Source organism: Pseudoalteromonas sp. 2CM32C, assembly GCF_023161925.1.
Lineage (GTDB): Bacteria > Pseudomonadota > Gammaproteobacteria > Enterobacterales > Alteromonadaceae > Pseudoalteromonas > Pseudoalteromonas marina.
This window is the reverse complement of the sequence record NZ_JALNTI010000001.1, coordinates 343,209-358,667: the sequence shown is the minus strand read 5'-3', so window position 1 is coordinate 358,667 and position 15,459 is coordinate 343,209. Positions and strand designations below refer to the sequence as shown.

General features: G+C 40.0%; 12 protein-coding genes and 1 tRNA gene. 9 read left to right on the top strand and 4 right to left on the bottom strand.

What is annotated here, in order from left to right:
• Positions 1–221 precede the first annotated feature (221 nt).
• Positions 222–3,101 carry a pitrilysin family protein gene (locus MTF67_RS01665; RefSeq protein ID WP_248518535.1) on the top strand — a complete coding sequence of 960 codons (2,880 nt, stop codon included), beginning with the start codon at positions 222–224 and terminating at the stop codon, positions 3,099–3,101.
• A 172-nt stretch (positions 3,102–3,273) separates the two neighbouring features.
• Here MTF67_RS01665 and MTF67_RS01660 read toward each other — a convergent pair whose 3' ends face one another.
• Both MTF67_RS01660 and MTF67_RS01655 read right to left on the bottom strand, forming a co-directional pair.
• Positions 3,274–3,594, bottom strand: a complete 321-nt coding sequence (locus tag MTF67_RS01660) for a helix-turn-helix transcriptional regulator (RefSeq protein ID WP_010555809.1) — start codon at positions 3,592–3,594, stop codon at positions 3,274–3,276.
• Position 3,595: 1 nt separating this feature from the next.
• Positions 3,596–4,003, bottom strand: a complete 408-nt coding sequence (locus MTF67_RS01655) for a hypothetical protein (protein WP_039036490.1) — start codon at positions 4,001–4,003, stop codon at positions 3,596–3,598.
• Between the two features lie 302 nt (positions 4,004–4,305).
• Here MTF67_RS01655 and MTF67_RS01650 point away from each other — a divergent pair, with 302 nt between their 5' ends.
• The 3 genes from MTF67_RS01650 to MTF67_RS01640 all read left to right on the top strand — a co-directional run bounded on the left by MTF67_RS01650 (position 4,306) and on the right by MTF67_RS01640 (position 6,912).
• Positions 4,306–5,235: a sensor domain-containing diguanylate cyclase gene (locus MTF67_RS01650; RefSeq protein ID WP_248518534.1), complete on the top strand. Its 930-nt coding sequence runs from the start codon at positions 4,306–4,308 to the stop codon at positions 5,233–5,235.
• A 142-nt stretch (positions 5,236–5,377) separates the two neighbouring features.
• On the top strand, positions 5,378–6,196 hold the full coding sequence (cysE, locus tag MTF67_RS01645) for a serine O-acetyltransferase (RefSeq protein ID WP_006791922.1): 819 nt from the start codon (positions 5,378–5,380) through the stop codon (positions 6,194–6,196).
• 35 nt (positions 6,197–6,231) lie between these two features.
• Positions 6,232–6,912, top strand: coding sequence for a hypothetical protein (locus MTF67_RS01640; protein ID WP_248518533.1), 681 nt, complete (start codon positions 6,232–6,234; stop codon positions 6,910–6,912).
• On the opposite strand, the gene xseA is transcribed toward MTF67_RS01640, so the two are convergent.
• A complete protein-coding gene (gene xseA / locus MTF67_RS01635) occupies positions 6,909–8,240 on the bottom strand; it encodes an exodeoxyribonuclease VII large subunit (protein ID WP_248518532.1) in 1,332 nt (443 codons plus the stop codon). The two genes, MTF67_RS01640 and xseA, sit on opposite strands and share 4 nt — an antisense overlap.
• A gap of 147 nt (positions 8,241–8,387) precedes the next feature.
• On the opposite strand from xseA, the gene guaB reads away from it, so the two are divergent.
• From guaB to rimI, 5 genes are all read left to right on the top strand, one after another.
• The gene (gene guaB, locus MTF67_RS01630; protein ID WP_008130378.1) at positions 8,388–9,857 is read left to right on the top strand and encodes an IMP dehydrogenase; all 1,470 of its coding nucleotides are present in this window, start codon (positions 8,388–8,390) and stop codon (positions 9,855–9,857) included.
• A gap of 97 nt (positions 9,858–9,954) precedes the next feature.
• Positions 9,955–11,532 (top strand): glutamine-hydrolyzing GMP synthase, encoded by a 1,578-nt coding sequence (gene guaA / locus MTF67_RS01625; RefSeq protein WP_039036494.1) that lies wholly within the window; start codon positions 9,955–9,957, stop codon positions 11,530–11,532.
• A gap of 154 nt (positions 11,533–11,686) precedes the next feature.
• Positions 11,687–11,763: transfer RNA gene (locus tag MTF67_RS01620), tRNA-Trp, on the top strand.
• A 65-nt stretch (positions 11,764–11,828) separates the two neighbouring features.
• Positions 11,829–12,146 carry a hypothetical protein gene (locus tag MTF67_RS01615; protein WP_138741296.1) on the top strand — a complete coding sequence of 106 codons (318 nt, stop codon included), beginning with the start codon at positions 11,829–11,831 and terminating at the stop codon, positions 12,144–12,146.
• On the top strand, positions 12,133–12,600 hold the full coding sequence (rimI, locus tag MTF67_RS01610; protein ID WP_248518732.1) for a ribosomal protein S18-alanine N-acetyltransferase: 468 nt from the start codon (positions 12,133–12,135) through the stop codon (positions 12,598–12,600). Before MTF67_RS01615 ends, rimI begins: the two co-directional genes overlap by 14 nt.
• Before the next feature lie 28 nt (positions 12,601–12,628).
• On the opposite strand, the gene MTF67_RS01605 is transcribed toward rimI, so the two are convergent.
• The gene (locus tag MTF67_RS01605; RefSeq protein WP_248518531.1) at positions 12,629–15,289 is read right to left on the bottom strand and encodes an ATP-binding protein; all 2,661 of its coding nucleotides are present in this window, start codon (positions 15,287–15,289) and stop codon (positions 12,629–12,631) included.
• Positions 15,290–15,459 lie beyond the last annotated feature (170 nt).

Here is a 15,459-nt window from a genome sequence, read left to right as displayed (position 1 = left end):
ATAGCAGCCATTTAGACGTCTAGATAGATTTTTTAAGTGAAAGTTTTTCAAGCAACGTGAGGATTATTCATACAAAGGAGTTCCTAAATTAAGTGCATGACACAGTTGTTTACATAATAAAGCGACTGAGGGCTCTTATATTCATTGGCTTTGGGGCATAATTAGTAGTGAAATTGTAAATATTTTGACAACAACTTTGCTCAATTTACTAAAGGACAATTATGAAATTTAAATTATTAGCAACAAGCCTTGCGGTATCACTCGCTTTAACTGGCTGTGCAATGCAAAAAAATGAAACAACACAAGCAGCAAAACAAGAACAAATAAAAAAAACTGACGACCGTGTTTTTTCACAAGATTACTTAATTGAAGAGCTTGAGAATGGCTTACGTGTAATGGTTGTAAAAACGGATTACCCTGATGTCGTTTCGTTGCAAATACCCGTTTCTGTTGGCTCGCGTAATGAAGTAGAAGCGGGCAAGACCGGCTTTGCTCATTTTTTTGAACATATGGTATTTAAAGGCTCTAAAAAATTTCCGCAAGACGAATACACCGCCATATTCAAAAATGCAGGGGTTGATAACCGTGCATACACTACCAACGATTACACTAACTACCATTTAAACTTTTCAAAGCAGCACCTTGATAAAGTACTTGAGATTGAAGCTGATATTTTCCAAAACTTAACCTACACCGAAGAGCAATTTAGAACCGAAGCATTGACGGTAAAAGGTGAGTACTTAAAAAATAACGCCAGCCCGATTCGCAAGTTATTAAGTGCTGTGCGTGCAGAGGCTTTTGAAAAGCATACTTACAAACACACCACAATGGGCTTTTTTGAAGACATAGAAGCCATGCCAGACCAAATGGCTTACGGTAAAGAATTTTTTGATAAGTTTTATAAGCCAGAATATGTATCGCTAGTTATTGTGGGTGATGTTGACCCAAAAGCCACAATGGCAATGGTTAAAAAACACTGGGGTGGTTGGGAAAAAGGCAATTACGTTGCCGATATTAAAGCTGAGCCAAAACAGCAAGCTCCTAAATATTTGCATGAACAAAATAAAGCCTTGCCGGGGCATTGGCTATTGGTATCGTATAAAGGTGCTGCGTGGGAACCCGCTAAAAAAGACAGAGCTGCACTTGATTTAATCTCGCAGCTTTATTTTTCAAGTAACTCAGATTTATATCAAGAGCTCGTTGTTGATAAACAAATAGCGAGTCAAATGTTTACTTATAATCCAGAAACCAAAGATCCAGGCTTACTGCATGTATTTGTAAAAGTAGAAAACGCTGATGATTTAGCAAAAGCGCGTGATGCAATTAACCGCACTTATGCAAAAGCCAGAACAGAATTGGTCGATGCACAAAAATTAAGTGACTTAAAGTCTAACCTTAAATATGGCTTTATTAATGGTTTAGATTCTTCGCAAGCAATTGCATCAACGCTTGCAAGTTACATGCATTTTGAGCGCGACCCTGAGGTTATTAACCAGCTTTATAAGTCGGCCGACAACATCACCGCTGAGGATATTAAAGCGGTTGCTAATAAATACTTTGTAGATAATACGCGTACTACTGTAACTATGTCGGCACTTGATAAAGCACCGGGGTTTGCAGAAGAGGCGAGTTTAAGTGCAGTAGTTGCAAAACTTGAACAAGCCCCAGAGGCACCTGTATTTAAAGTGCTTGATAAAACCAATAGCTCGCCGCTGATTGATGTAAACTTTTTATTTAATACAGGGGCTGCTGCTGATCCTCAAGGTAAAAAAGGTGTAGCTGCGCTTACCGCCGCAATGCTTGCTCAAGGTGGGTCGCAAAGTACCAGCTACAAAGAAATTCAAAAAGCGCTTTATCCGCTTGCAGGTAGTTTTGGTTACCAGATTGACAAAGAAATGCTGTCGTTCCAAGGGCGTATTCATAAAGACAATGCTGAAACTTGGTATGCACTTGTAAGCGAACAATTACTTAATCCAGGCTTTAGAGACGATGACTTTAAACGCCTTAAAAAAGAAATGATCGACGGTATTAAGTCAGGATTAAAAGCATCTAACGATGAAGAGCTAGGCAAAGAAGTACTCTACAGCACGCTTTACAAAGGCCACCCATTTGAGAGCTACAACTACGGTGATATTTCTGATTTAGAAGCATTAACGCTTGATGATGTAAAAGCATTTTACAATTCAGAGCTTACTCAATCTAAACTAACACTGGGTTTAATTGGCGCCGTGCCAAAAGCGCTTAAAGCAAATATTATGAGCGATTTAGCAACCTTACCTAAAGGCGAGCAAAGCCGTTTAAGTATTCCTGATGCGCCAGAGCTTAAAGGCCATCATGCAACGATTGTAGAAAAATCAGCGCAATCGACGGCAGTGTCGTTTGGCTTCCCAATTGATACTATTCGCAGCAGCGAAGATTGGACTGCACTTTGGCTTGTGCGTTCGTACTTTGGTGAGCATCGTAGTTCTAACTCATATTTATATGAGCGAATTCGTCAAACGCGCGGTATGAACTACGGCGATTACGCATATATTGAATATTTCCCACGTGGTATGTTTCAAACTAAGCCTGATGCAAATTTAGGGCGTTCTGAGCAAATATTCCAAGTATGGTTGCGCCCACTTCGTTCTAACAACGACGCGCACTTTGCAACGCGTACCGCATTATTTGAGCTGGATAAGCTTATTAAAAACGGCTTAACAGAAAAAGACTTTGAGGCAACACGTAACTTTTTAATTAACTACGTGCCGCAGCTTGTAGCAAGTCAAAACCGCCAGCTAGGTTATGCACTTGATAGCGAATTTTATAACACAGAATCGTTTGTAAAATACGTAACAAGTAAACTTGAAAAGCTAACGCTTGCTGATGTGAATCGCGTGATTAAAGATAATCTACAAACAGATAACGTGCAGTACGTGTTTATTACCGGTGACGGTGAAGATATGAAAAAACGTTTAGTGTCAGAGCAAACATCGCCAATGGTTTACAACACAGAAAAACCAGCAGCGCTTGTTGCAGAGGATAAAGTTATTGCCGATTACGCATTAGCTATTCCGGCTAACAATATTGAAGTAGTGAAAGTTGACAGTGTTTTTAAATAAACCTTAAACAAAACGACTTGTAGATAATGAAAAGCCCCACGTTTGGGGCTTTTTTATAGCATTGAGCCAACGTTTATCCCTAACCCTAAAATTATTACTGCGCTTATTATGGCTATTAATGTGATATGGCCTCGTAATTCTTTTTCTTTACGTTCTGACATTTTTTAGCGCCTCAACTCATTATAAAAAATACAGTGATCATCCCCAATATAAAGCTGACTACTGACGATAGTGCTAAAATTGAGGTTATATTACGCGTGTTTAAAGCTGGACTAACATCGCAAGAGTTAGTGTTATCTTCAAGTTTAATTAATTCACCTTGGCGTACTTCCAATACAGCACATAAAGCCATTGTTGTTTCTTTTGATGCTGCACCTTCTTTCTCTACCCGTTGAATTGTTCGTAAACTAACATCGCAGGCGTCAGCAAGTTGCTGTTGAGTCCAATTTAACTGGCCTCTGAGTGATTTAACAGTTGTAGGATTTAATTGCACGTTAAAGCTTCCCTACAAATAGTTCAACAATGGTTGCAGTTGCATAGCCAAACACTGCACCGCCTAATGCGCAACCAGCAATAAAAAAGAAAGCCTTTTTAGGATCGTCAGGAAGACTGCATTGAATTTGTTTGGCAACGACTTTTGTATCTTTATAAAGTGTGCACTCCATTCGCCCTGTGAGTATGTTGAGCATGTTAAACTTTACTTGGTACTGTGAGTTCTCAAAATCAAAAGAGTGGGTGCTTGTGCAATTTACATTGCGCTTTTTACTAAATAAATCATCATTTATGTACACCTCTTCTTTACCAGTAAAGTAACTTCCAAAACAGGCTATTTGATTGTCGCCATCTTGAAAATAAAATTTATAGCCGAGTTTTTTAGTATTTAATATGTCGTTTTTCATCATCGTTATCCTTGTTGAGTTGATGATGCTAATTTAGCGTTTATTATTATTTTTTACGCCGTCATGAATATGCCAGTGAGCAGTTTGGCATATGACACTGTGTATGTCATGTGTGTTTAACTACTGATTTTAATATGTTTTATTTAATTTTCGTTCAGGTTTAAAATGAGTGGTGCTGTCGTATCATTTTTATTCTTTGATTGAGTAAATAATAAATTTAAAGAAAAGTACGCATTTATTTTTGTCAAAAAAACGCTAAGTACATATACTTTCAGACAATTATTCTTATAAGTCTGAAGGTAAGCGTGCTAGATGATAAATTATTTTTAAAGTTAGTTTTGGACACTATGCCAGAGCAGGTTGTTGTAATTAATAAAGAAGGAGAAATGGTTTTTATAAATAAAGGATGGCAAAACTTTGGTGAAGAAAATGACTGCTCATGCGGTGCTTGGGAAAAAGAAAATTATTTATTTACCTGTAAAAAAGCAGCAGACAATGGTGACGAAATAGGCGAAAGGGCATTGAAGGGAATTAATGCTGTTATTAATGCAGAGCAAGAAGCGTTTTACTTAGAATACCCATGCCATAGTGATGATGAAAAACGCTGGTTTATGATGCGCGTAGTACCATTTAAGTACATTACTGATTTTTATTATGTAATTACGCATCAAAATATTACAGAGCGAAAGCTCGCTGAAGAAGAAGTCCAGAAACTGGCCAATATTGATGGGCTGACTGATATATTTAATCGTGGTTATTTTGATAGCTTTTTAGAGCAAGAATGGAATAGGTGTAAGCGTTTAAACATGCCTCTTTCATTGGCATTAATTGATTTAGATGACTTTAAGCTACTTAACGACACTTATGGTCATCAACAAGGTGATGAGTGTTTAAAACAAGTTGCGGCAGTCCTTAAGCAATATACAAAAAGACCCAGTGATATTTGCGCACGTTTTGGCGGGGAGGAGTTTGTACTTGTTTATGGCAACACAAACGCTGAACAAGCAACAATAATTATTAATGCTATTGTAGAGCAGCTAAAGCAGCTTAATATTTGTAATGAGCTGTCATTACCAAGTAAAACACTTACTGTTAGTGTTGGGCTGGCAAGTGTTATTCCTTGTAACAGTTATAAAATACGAAATATGGTTAAAGAAGCCGATGACTTATTATACAAAGCAAAAACTGCGGGTAAAAATTTAGTATGTGCAGCCGATTTAACCGTGGTTGACTAAATTTTAAATACTTAGTTGTTAAATGTGCTTTGTTATACCTAATAACCAGAACAAATAACTAAGGCGTTAACACCTTGAGCTTTAAATCCGTTAGACTTAGCAAAAGGCTCTTTTTTATATCAATTTAAGGCAGTTCAGTATTATGCGTCATGAAATTTGGCAACAGCTTCGAAGTGAAGCAAATGAAGTCGTCACTCGCGAACCACTTTTAGCAAGTCATGTGTATTCATGTATTTTGAACCATGAGTGTTTAGGTTCGGCGTTAAGCTTTATTGTTGCTAACAAATTGGCCGATGCTGTTGTATCTGCATTTACTATTCGTGAATTATTCGATCAATCATTTGTCAAATGCGATCGCATGCTGTCTTTTGTCGCAGAAGATATTAAAGCCGTAAAAGATAGAGACCCAGCCGCAGAAACCTACCTGACTGTTATTTTAAATTTAAAGGGGTTTCATGCTATTCAGGCTCACCGTTTAGCTAACTGCTTGTGGCAACAAAACCGTAAAGAACTGGCGCGTTTTATTCAAAGCCGTACTTCTGAAGTGTTTGGTGTAGATATTCACCCGGCGTGTCAGGTTGGTAAAGGCATAATGTTTGACCACGCAACGGGTATTGTTATTGGTGAAACGGCAGTCATTGAAGATAACGTATCAATACTGCAATCGGTTACGCTTGGCGGTACAGGTAATGAGCAGGGCGATCGTCATCCTAAGATTAGAGCGGGTGTGTTAATTGGCGCAGGAGCAAAAGTGCTGGGTAATATTGAAGTGGGTGAGGGCGCACGTATTGGTGCAGGGTCGGTGGTATTAACTGCTGTGCCACCTCATACAACGGCCGTTGGCGTACCAGCTAAAATTATTGGCAGACCTGAATGCCCGTGTCCTGCGCAAAGTATGAACCAAAACTTTTTAGCTACACCAGAGCCAGAAAACGAATCGCATACCAGCGCTATGCTATGACATAGAATAAAGAGTAAAACTTAAAAGGAATTAATATGAACAAAGATAACGTTTTAATCCTTGGAGTTGGGTTTATTGCTGGTGTGGGTTTAACTTGGGGATATTTTAGTTTGGCTTCAAGTGACTCAACTCCCGCTGAGTTACAGCATGCTGATACAAAGCAGCAGACCCCTCTTGTTCAGCCAGCTAGAATAAGTGAAGCAACAGCAAAGCGTGTTGTACCAGCTGCTCCTGAGCAAAGTGCTCGCTTAGAGCAAAAAGATATTTCCCCTAAACCAGATCCACAACCCCTTGATGAGCTTCCCCTAGAAGAGCAAGTTGTGCAACTTATGCAGGAATTAGCTAAGCAAAAGTCGTTAATGGAAAGTGTGGTGAAGCAGCTGCGTGACCCCTCTGATGCGCAAGCCGCTTTACAGGAACAGTTTGATGAGCAACAACGTAACGAAGAATGGGCTTATCAAACTGAAACCGCCTTGCAGGATTTTTTACTTACCGCAGATTTAGCCTCAACGCCTGATATTGTCACTGCAGAATGTAAAACATCGGTTTGTAAATTTAAACTTGCAGCGCCAACGGATAACGATTCATTCGATCATACCCAATGGCGAGAGCTAAACGATAAGTTAATGAAGCAAGAGCTTTGGTTGCAATTTAAAAGAACAACCTCGACTTCAAGCGACACCGAACTAACGTTACTAATGGCAACAGAGCTTTAAAGCGCTGTTGACTTTATAGAGCCATCGACCAGCTCTGTAACTAAAACATCACCGGCTTTAATTTGACCCACAGATTTAACCACCTTCCCTTGTTGTGTTTTAGTGATGCTATAACCGCGTGCTAAAACATTTAGCGGGCTTACCGAATCTAGCTTACTTGCTTGTAATGCCAGGCTATTATTGGCTTGTTGTAATTGTTGTTGTATAGCTTGGTTTAATCTTGCTTGTAACTGCGACAGCTGATGAGAAGCTTGTGCTAGCTTTTTGTCGGGAGATTGACGCATTAAACGTGGCGTTAAATTATTAAGCGTGCGCTCTTGTTGATACAAACGGCTTTGCATAGCTTGTTGCAAGGTAATACTTAACTCATCTAATCGCTGCGCTTTTTGATTTAGCTGATTGCGCGGGTGGCATAGATTTAAACGATGTTGCAATTGGGTTGCGAGTGCACGCTTATCTGCAATGCTATGTTTAAATGCATTATTTAAGCGGTTAATAAGCTGGGTTACTTTGCTATGCAACTCTTGCGTGTTAGGACTTACAAGCTCAGCCGCCGCAGAGGGGGTAGGGGCTCGCATATCGGCAACATAATCACTGATTGTGGTGTCTATTTCATGGCCTACGGCACTTATAATAGGTAAATCACTGTTATGAATAGCGCGGGCGAGTTGTTCGTGATTAAAACACCACAGATCTTCAAGTGAACCACCGCCGCGCCCTAAAATAAGTATGTCTACTTCGTTGCGTGCATTGGCTAACTCTATTTGGTTAATCAAATGTATGTGGGCTTCTTTACCTTGCACCATGGCTGGGTAAATAATGACTTCTAATTGCGGTGCGCGGCGTTTAAGTACGGTTAATATATCTTTTATAGCTGCGCCCGTTGCAGAGGTGATTACACCAATACGGTTTATATTTTGCGGCAGTGGTTTTTTGTATGCAGAGCTAAACAGTCCTTCAGCAGCAAGACGCATTTTTAGCGCATCAAACTCTTGCTTGAGTTGGCCTTCGCCTGCCGGTTCCATATGTTCAACAATAAGCTGGTAATCGCCGCGAGGCTCATAAAGCGATACGCGTGCTTTTACTGTTACTTGTGCGCCGTTTTCTGGGCGGTAACTTTGGCTTCGGTTATTACCTCGCCACATAGCCGCTTTAATTTGTGCTTTGTCATCTTTTAACGAAAAATACCAATGCCCAGAAGCTGGCGCAATAAAATTAGAAATTTCACCAGTAAGCACTAATGAAGCAAAGCCTTGCTCTAGTAATGTTCTGATCTCTCTATTAAGGCGCGAGACGGTATAAACCGTTTGCGAAGGCTTTGAAAACATAAAAAACAACCTAAAACTATTTATGAGGCAAGTTATAAGGGAAGTTTATCATAAATATTTGCGAAATATTATTTACGAATGCCTATAACGCTGTTAAAATTTGGCCGCAATTCCTTATCTTAGATCCACATGTGAGAAGTTGCCAAAATGCTTAGAATTGCTAAAGAAGCTCTTACCTTTGATGACGTACTTTTAGTACCAGGTCATTCTACTGTTTTGCCACACACGGCAAATATTTCAACTCGCTTAACGCGTGGTATCAAACTTAACTTGCCGCTTATTTCAGCATCTATGGATACTGTTACAGAAGCTCGTTTAGCTATTGCCCTTGCGCAAGAAGGTGGTCTTGGTTTTATTCATAAAAACATGACTATTGAAGAACAAGCGAAAAACGTACGTAAAGTTAAAACCTACGAAGCGGGTATTGTGTCTTACCCGGTAACAGTGACTGCTGATTTAACAATTGCAGATGCTATGGACCTTGCTGAAGAAAAAGGGTTCTCAGGCTTTCCTGTTACCGACCCAGAAAACACTTTAGTAGGTATTGTTACAAGCCGCGATATGCGTTTTGAGACAAAACTTGAACAGCCAATTTCGACTGTTATGACTAAAAAAGAAAAGCTAGTTACCGTTAAGGAAGGCGCAGCTCGCGAAGAAATTTTAGGTTTAATGCACGAACACCGCATTGAGAAGATTTTAGTTGTTGATGATGCGTTTAAACTTAAAGGCATGATCACCGTAAAAGATTACCAAAAAGCGCAAGATAAACCACATGCATGTAAAGACGAGTTAGGTCGTTTACGTGTAGGTGCTGCGGTAGGCGTTGGTGCGGGTACTGATGAGCGTATTGCTGCATTAGTTGAAGCGGGTGTTGATGTTCTACTTATCGATACTTCTCATGGCCACTCTCAAGGTGTTATTGACCGTGTATCTGCAACTCGTCAGGCTTATCCAGATCTTCAAATTGTAGCGGGTAACGTTGCAACTGCTGAGGGAGCAATAGCGCTAGCTGATGCCGGTGTTGATGCAGTAAAAGTAGGGATCGGCCCTGGTTCTATTTGTACAACTCGTATTGTTACCGGTTGTGGTGTTCCACAAATCACGGCTATTTCAGATGCAGTTGATGGCTTAAAAGGTCGCGACATTCCAGTAATTGCCGATGGTGGTATTCGTTTTTCAGGCGACATTGTGAAAGCGCTTGTTGCGGGTGCATCGTGTGTAATGGTGGGCTCAATGCTCGCAGGTACCGAAGAAGCGCCAGGCGAAGTAGAACTATATCAAGGCCGTTACTACAAATCATACCGTGGTATGGGCAGCTTAGGCGCGATGGATCAAAAAGAAGGTTCATCAGATCGCTACTTCCAAAAATCAAACGAAGCTGACAAGTTAGTCCCTGAAGGTATTGAAGGCCGCGTAGCGTATAAAGGGCCAATAGCGACTATTATTCACCAGCAGGTAGGTGGCCTTCGCAGCGCAATGGGCTTAACGGGTTGTGCAACAATTGAAGAGCTAAACACTAAGCCTCAGTTTGTGCGTGTTACATCTGCAGGTATGGGTGAGTCGCATGTTCATGATGTGCAAATTACCAAAGAAGCACCAAATTACCGCTTAGGTTAAACAACGACTTGAAATTACGGGGCTGGCTTTTACCAGCCCTCTTTAATAGCCACTAAGCAAATTAGTGGAATTTAGCATCTACTTTACGAGATACTCCATGAGCAAAGATATTCACGATTCACGAATTCTCATTTTAGACTTTGGTTCACAATACACTCAGCTAATCGCTCGCCGTATACGCGAAATTGGTGTTTACTGTGAGCTGTGGGCATGGGATGTGACTGAAGAGCAAATTCGCGAGTTTAACCCACAAGGTATTATTCTTTCTGGTGGCCCAGAGTCAACCACACTTGAAAACAGCCCGCGCGCTCCTGAGTATGTGTTTAATGCAGGCGTTCCTGTATTAGGCATTTGTTATGGCATGCAAACAATGGCTACTCAACTTGGTGGTAGTGTTCACAGCTCTGATAAAAAAGAGTTTGGTTATGCGCAAGTTGAAAAGGTAGGCAACTGTGCATTGTTTGATGCAATTGAAGATCATATTACCGATGGTGGCAATGGCGTTTTAGACGTATGGATGAGCCACGGCGATAAAGTAATGGAAGTACCAGCAAGCTTTAGCACTACAGCTAAAACACCAACGTGTCCGCATGCTGCTATGTCTAACGAAGAAAAACGTTTTTACGGCGTACAGTTTCACCCAGAAGTAACGCACACTCACCAAGGTCAGCGTTTATTAGAGCGCTTTGCTATTGATATTTGTGGTTGTGAAAAACTGTGGACTCCAGCAAAAATTATTGATGATGCCATTGAGCGCATTAAAGAAACCGTTGGCGACGACGAAGTTATCTTAGGCTTATCAGGCGGTGTTGATTCATCGGTTGTAGCTATGCTTATTCACCGTGCCATTGGTGATAGATTAACATGTGTATTTGTTGATAACGGTTTACTTCGTTTAAACGAAGGTCAGCAAGTAATGGACATGTTTGGCAACAAGTTTGGTTTAAACATTGTTAAGGTTGATGCTGAAGATCAATTTTTAGCTGACCTTGCCGGTAAGTCAGATCCAGAAGATAAGCGTAAAGCTATTGGCCACACGTTCATTAATGTATTTGATGAGCAAGCTAAAAAACTTAAGAACGCTAAATGGTTAGGTCAAGGTACCATTTACCCAGACGTCATTGAGTCTGCAGCATCTGCTACAGGTAAAGCACACGTTATCAAATCTCACCACAATGTGGGCGGATTACCAGATGACATGAAAATGGGTCTAGTTGAGCCACTTCGTGAGTTATTTAAAGATGAAGTACGTAAAATTGGTTTAGAGCTGGGTTTACCGTACGACATGCTTTACCGCCACCCATTCCCTGGTCCTGGTTTAGGTGTACGTGTACTTGGTGAAATTAAAAAAGAGTACTGTGATTTACTTCGCCGTGCAGATGCTATTTTCATTGAAGAGCTACACAAAGCCGAGCTTTACCATAAAGTTAGCCAAGCGTTTACCGTGTTTTTACCAGTTAAATCGGTAGGGGTTATGGGCGATGCACGTAAGTACGATTGGGTTGTGTCACTGCGCTGTGTTGAAACTATCGACTTTATGACTGCGCGTTGGTCACATTTACCGTATGAGTTTTTGGGTGTGGTTTCTAACCGTATCATTAACGAAATTGATGGTATTTCACGCGTTGTTTACGATATTTCTGGTAAGCCACCGGCAACTATTGAGTGGGAATAATTTACCCTGCATTTAGTTATGTAAATTAAAGTGATAAAAAACGGCGAATTAGCATGCTAATTCGCCGTTTTGTTTATTTAAAAAGCAGTTAAACTAAATGTGTGATTTTTCTCTTTACCTTTAGCGAAACTTCTCTATAATTCGTCGTCATTGCAGGGGCGTAGTTCCAATTGGTAGAACAGCGGTCTCCAAAACCGACGGTTGGGAGTTCGAATCTCTCCGCCCCTGCCATTTCTTCTTTACATCGTATTTATTAATTCTTATATTATCTTACTTCCTCATTTCATCGAGTCGTTATGCATTCACGGTACGCAGCTGTTTTTGATATTGAAAATCTCGAATTAAATACTCATTTTCGACCAGCAAATGCTGAACCCCTTAGAAATAACGTTGAAAAAGAATTAACGCCTGCTTCATTTGAATCCCTTGAGCTTTCTAGCCAATTACTTGCAGATATTAATCGTGCAGCAGTGCCTGTAGCTATAAATAGCGTGGTGAAAAGCAAGCACATACAATTAACGGGTGATCAGCTTGAATTGCCATCCCCACAGCTAAATGCAACCGATAAGCGTGCTTTGTGGGCTTTAATAAGTGAACACCTTGATAAACTTTAAACCTGTAAATAATGATGCCGTAGAAGCGCTTATGGCTATTGAAAATGCGTGCCATAGTCATCCTTGGACTTTAAAAACGATGAGTTCATGTATTGGTGGGCGTTATTTTAATTTAGCCGCCTTTGATGGTGACCTACTCGTTGGTTTTTATATTGGTGAAAAGGCGGGGCCTGATTTTACGCTTATGGATATATGCGTGACGCCCAAGCACCAAGGTAAGGGGATTGCTAAGCAGCTATTGAGTAAATTTATAGAGCACGGTGAGCAGCAAAATGCCGAAAATTTATTTTTAGAAGTGCGGGAGTCAAATACGCGTGCAATCAAGCTTTATGAGCAAGCTGGGTTTATAGAGATGTCAGTACGAAAGAATTATTACCCAAGTGATGACGCAGCTAAAAACGGCTTTGAAGATGCTATTTTAATGGGTATGGCATTAAGCTTAGGTTTTATGTGATTTTTTTAGTTGCGGGTAGCTAACCGTTTTATTTTGAGTTAATAGCCTGCTGTATTGCCACTATTACTGAGTTTATAATTTCATCTCTTTGTGATTTATCGTTACTTTTTAGGTTTTCTTCAAGGTTGCCTGCGCTTTTGTAAATGTCATCAAAGTTAAAACATCCTGCGCTGCCTTTAACACTATGCGCAACTGCTTTTAGGCTTTCCCAATCTTGTGCATGGTGAAATGTTTTTATTTGTTCCAAATAACTGGGTAAGTTTGCTAAGTAATTATCAGATATCTGTTGAAACTTTTCACTTTTTAACAAGTCATCCCACTTATTTTGATTATCCTTTTCAAGGTGCAAGTAGCTAACAAGTACGTTTTCGAGGGCATCTTTATCTATTGGTTTTCCAAGCGCTTTGTCGCAGCCAGCTTCTATATAGGTGCCGATATCGTGATTCATTACGTTTGCGGTGAGTGCAATAATGGGACCGTCGTAAGCAGCATGTCGTAGCATTTTGGTGGCTTCAAGCCCACCCATGACGGGCATTTGCATATCCATAATAATGAGTTGATAGTCGTTTACTAGCGCCATTTCTACGGCTTGTGCACCATTATTAGCTATGTCAGGCTCAAGCCCCCAAGTTTGCAACAGCAACTTAATCAGTAGCTGATTATCTGGGTTATCTTCAGCAACTAAAATATTTGCGTCAAAGCTGTTAGTCGCAAATGATAAGAGAGGGTCTTTTTCAGGGGTTAATTGTGCATGATCGACAAGCAGCTCAAGCTCAGGTGTTTTGCCTTTTAAGTGGCAAGCAGCACTAATTGAAAATTCACTTCCTTCGCCCACTTCGCTTTCTAGTTTTATGTCGCCACCCAATAAATTTGCCAGGTTTTTGGATATACATAATCCTAACCCAGTACCACCAAAGCGACGTGTAGTTGTCGCATCTGCTTGTTCAAACGGTTTAAATACACGAGAAATTTGATGCTCAGACATACCAATACCGGTGTCGGTTATTACAAACTCAATGAGGTTGCTTTGAGCATGATAATGCACACAAATAGAGACATGGCCTTGCTCTGTAAATTTAACGGCGTTGTTGGCCACATTAATTAAAATTTGTTTTAAGCGTGTTACATCCGTGTATATAGTTTGCGGTATTGGTAAGTCAAAAATAATATTAAGTTCTAAACGCTTTTCTTGCGCCAGTGGCGTTATGATTGACTCAATATCATGGATTAACTGCACAACGTTCACAGAGGCTTGCTCTACAGCTAATTTTTCAGCTTCAATTTTAGATAAATCCAAAATATTGTTAATGAGTTCAAGTAAGTGCTTTGAGTTTCGTAAAATAGTACTTAAATGTTGTTTGTCGTTTACTATTTTATCGTTATGTAGCAACTGCTCTGTAAAGCCCATAATAGCGGTGAGAGGGGTTCGTATTTCATGACTCATGTTTGCTAAAAAACGACTTTTAAGTTGGTTAGCTTGCTCTGCTTGAGTAATTGCGAGTTCAAGTTGGCTATTCATAGACTCAAGCGCTTGAGTTCGGCTTTCCACCTTGTCTTCTAGGTGATGTTTGTATTCTTCGAGTTGTTGTTGATAGTGCCTAATTTGATTAACCATGTGGTTAAAGTCGTTAAACAGTATGCCTACTTCATCATCGGTATGAGCGGGTAAGCTTACTGCTAAGTCACCGTCACCTACTCGGTGACTGGCTGCACCTAATAGCTCTATTGGATTTAACAATAGGTTACGTACAACAACAAATATCAAGATAGGTAACGAGATCACTGAAATAATAACAATCAGACCCGTAATTAGGCTTATGGCTTTGCCCGACTGATGAAGTACCGCTTTGGGAATTGTTGATACGTAATAATAGCCGCCGCTCATTTGTACGGCAAAAATCATACGTTCGATTTTATCAATGCTCGATAACTCAATGGTAGAAAGTGAGCCTATGTCGGCCAAATCGCGAACCTTATTAAGTTCATATTCGCTAATGTACTGGCCTCGTAAATTATAATTAGAGCTAAATAGTATTTTACCGTCTTTGGTCAACAATAAATTGAGCGTATTGTTATAAGGCGCTTCTAAAATACTGGTATTTAAAATTGAAGGCTCAACATTTACAACAATAAACCCCAGTTGTTGTGGACGTTTTAGGTAATAACCCACGCTGTCTATTCGTTGCACAAAATACAGGCTGGTTGTGCCGTCGGGTTTTTGAACCATAAACTGCTGTTGGCTCAAATTGCTTTGTATAACCTGATTAAAAAAGGGGTAGTTTTTTGGCGCTATGGTTAAATTATTTGAATGATAGGCGTCACTTTTACCACTAGCCGATACTAGATTTATACTAATAATGTCAGGGTAGGCTTCGCTGTAACTGGCAAATACATCCATTAGAGCGCCAAGCCTGCGTGTATAATTTCCGTCTAAATGGGCGTCATTGGCCAAAAAGTCGTTAAGTACCGGAGAGCGAGAAAGTAGCTTAGTGGTAGAGTGGAATGAGTCTATATAGTTAAACGCTTTTTGCTGTTGCTGCTCAACAAAGCGGCTCATGATTAGATCGGCTTGTTTTTGCGTAGAGTTAGTTACATTAGTTAACGTAAATCCACCTAAAAATAGCAGGGGCAATATAACAAGCGGAGTTATATACCATAATAATCTAATGCTTAACTTACTGGTTTTCATTAACTAACTAATATCCTTGACGCAATCTTTTTATAGTATGCGTTACAAGTTTATTAAACAAGCCTGCGCTTAACTCATCGCTAAAATATAAACTTTAGTTAGAGGTAACTTCCCCTTTATGCGTAGGTTTTAATTACTTAATTAAGTAAAAGTTTTTATTTTGCTTGAGT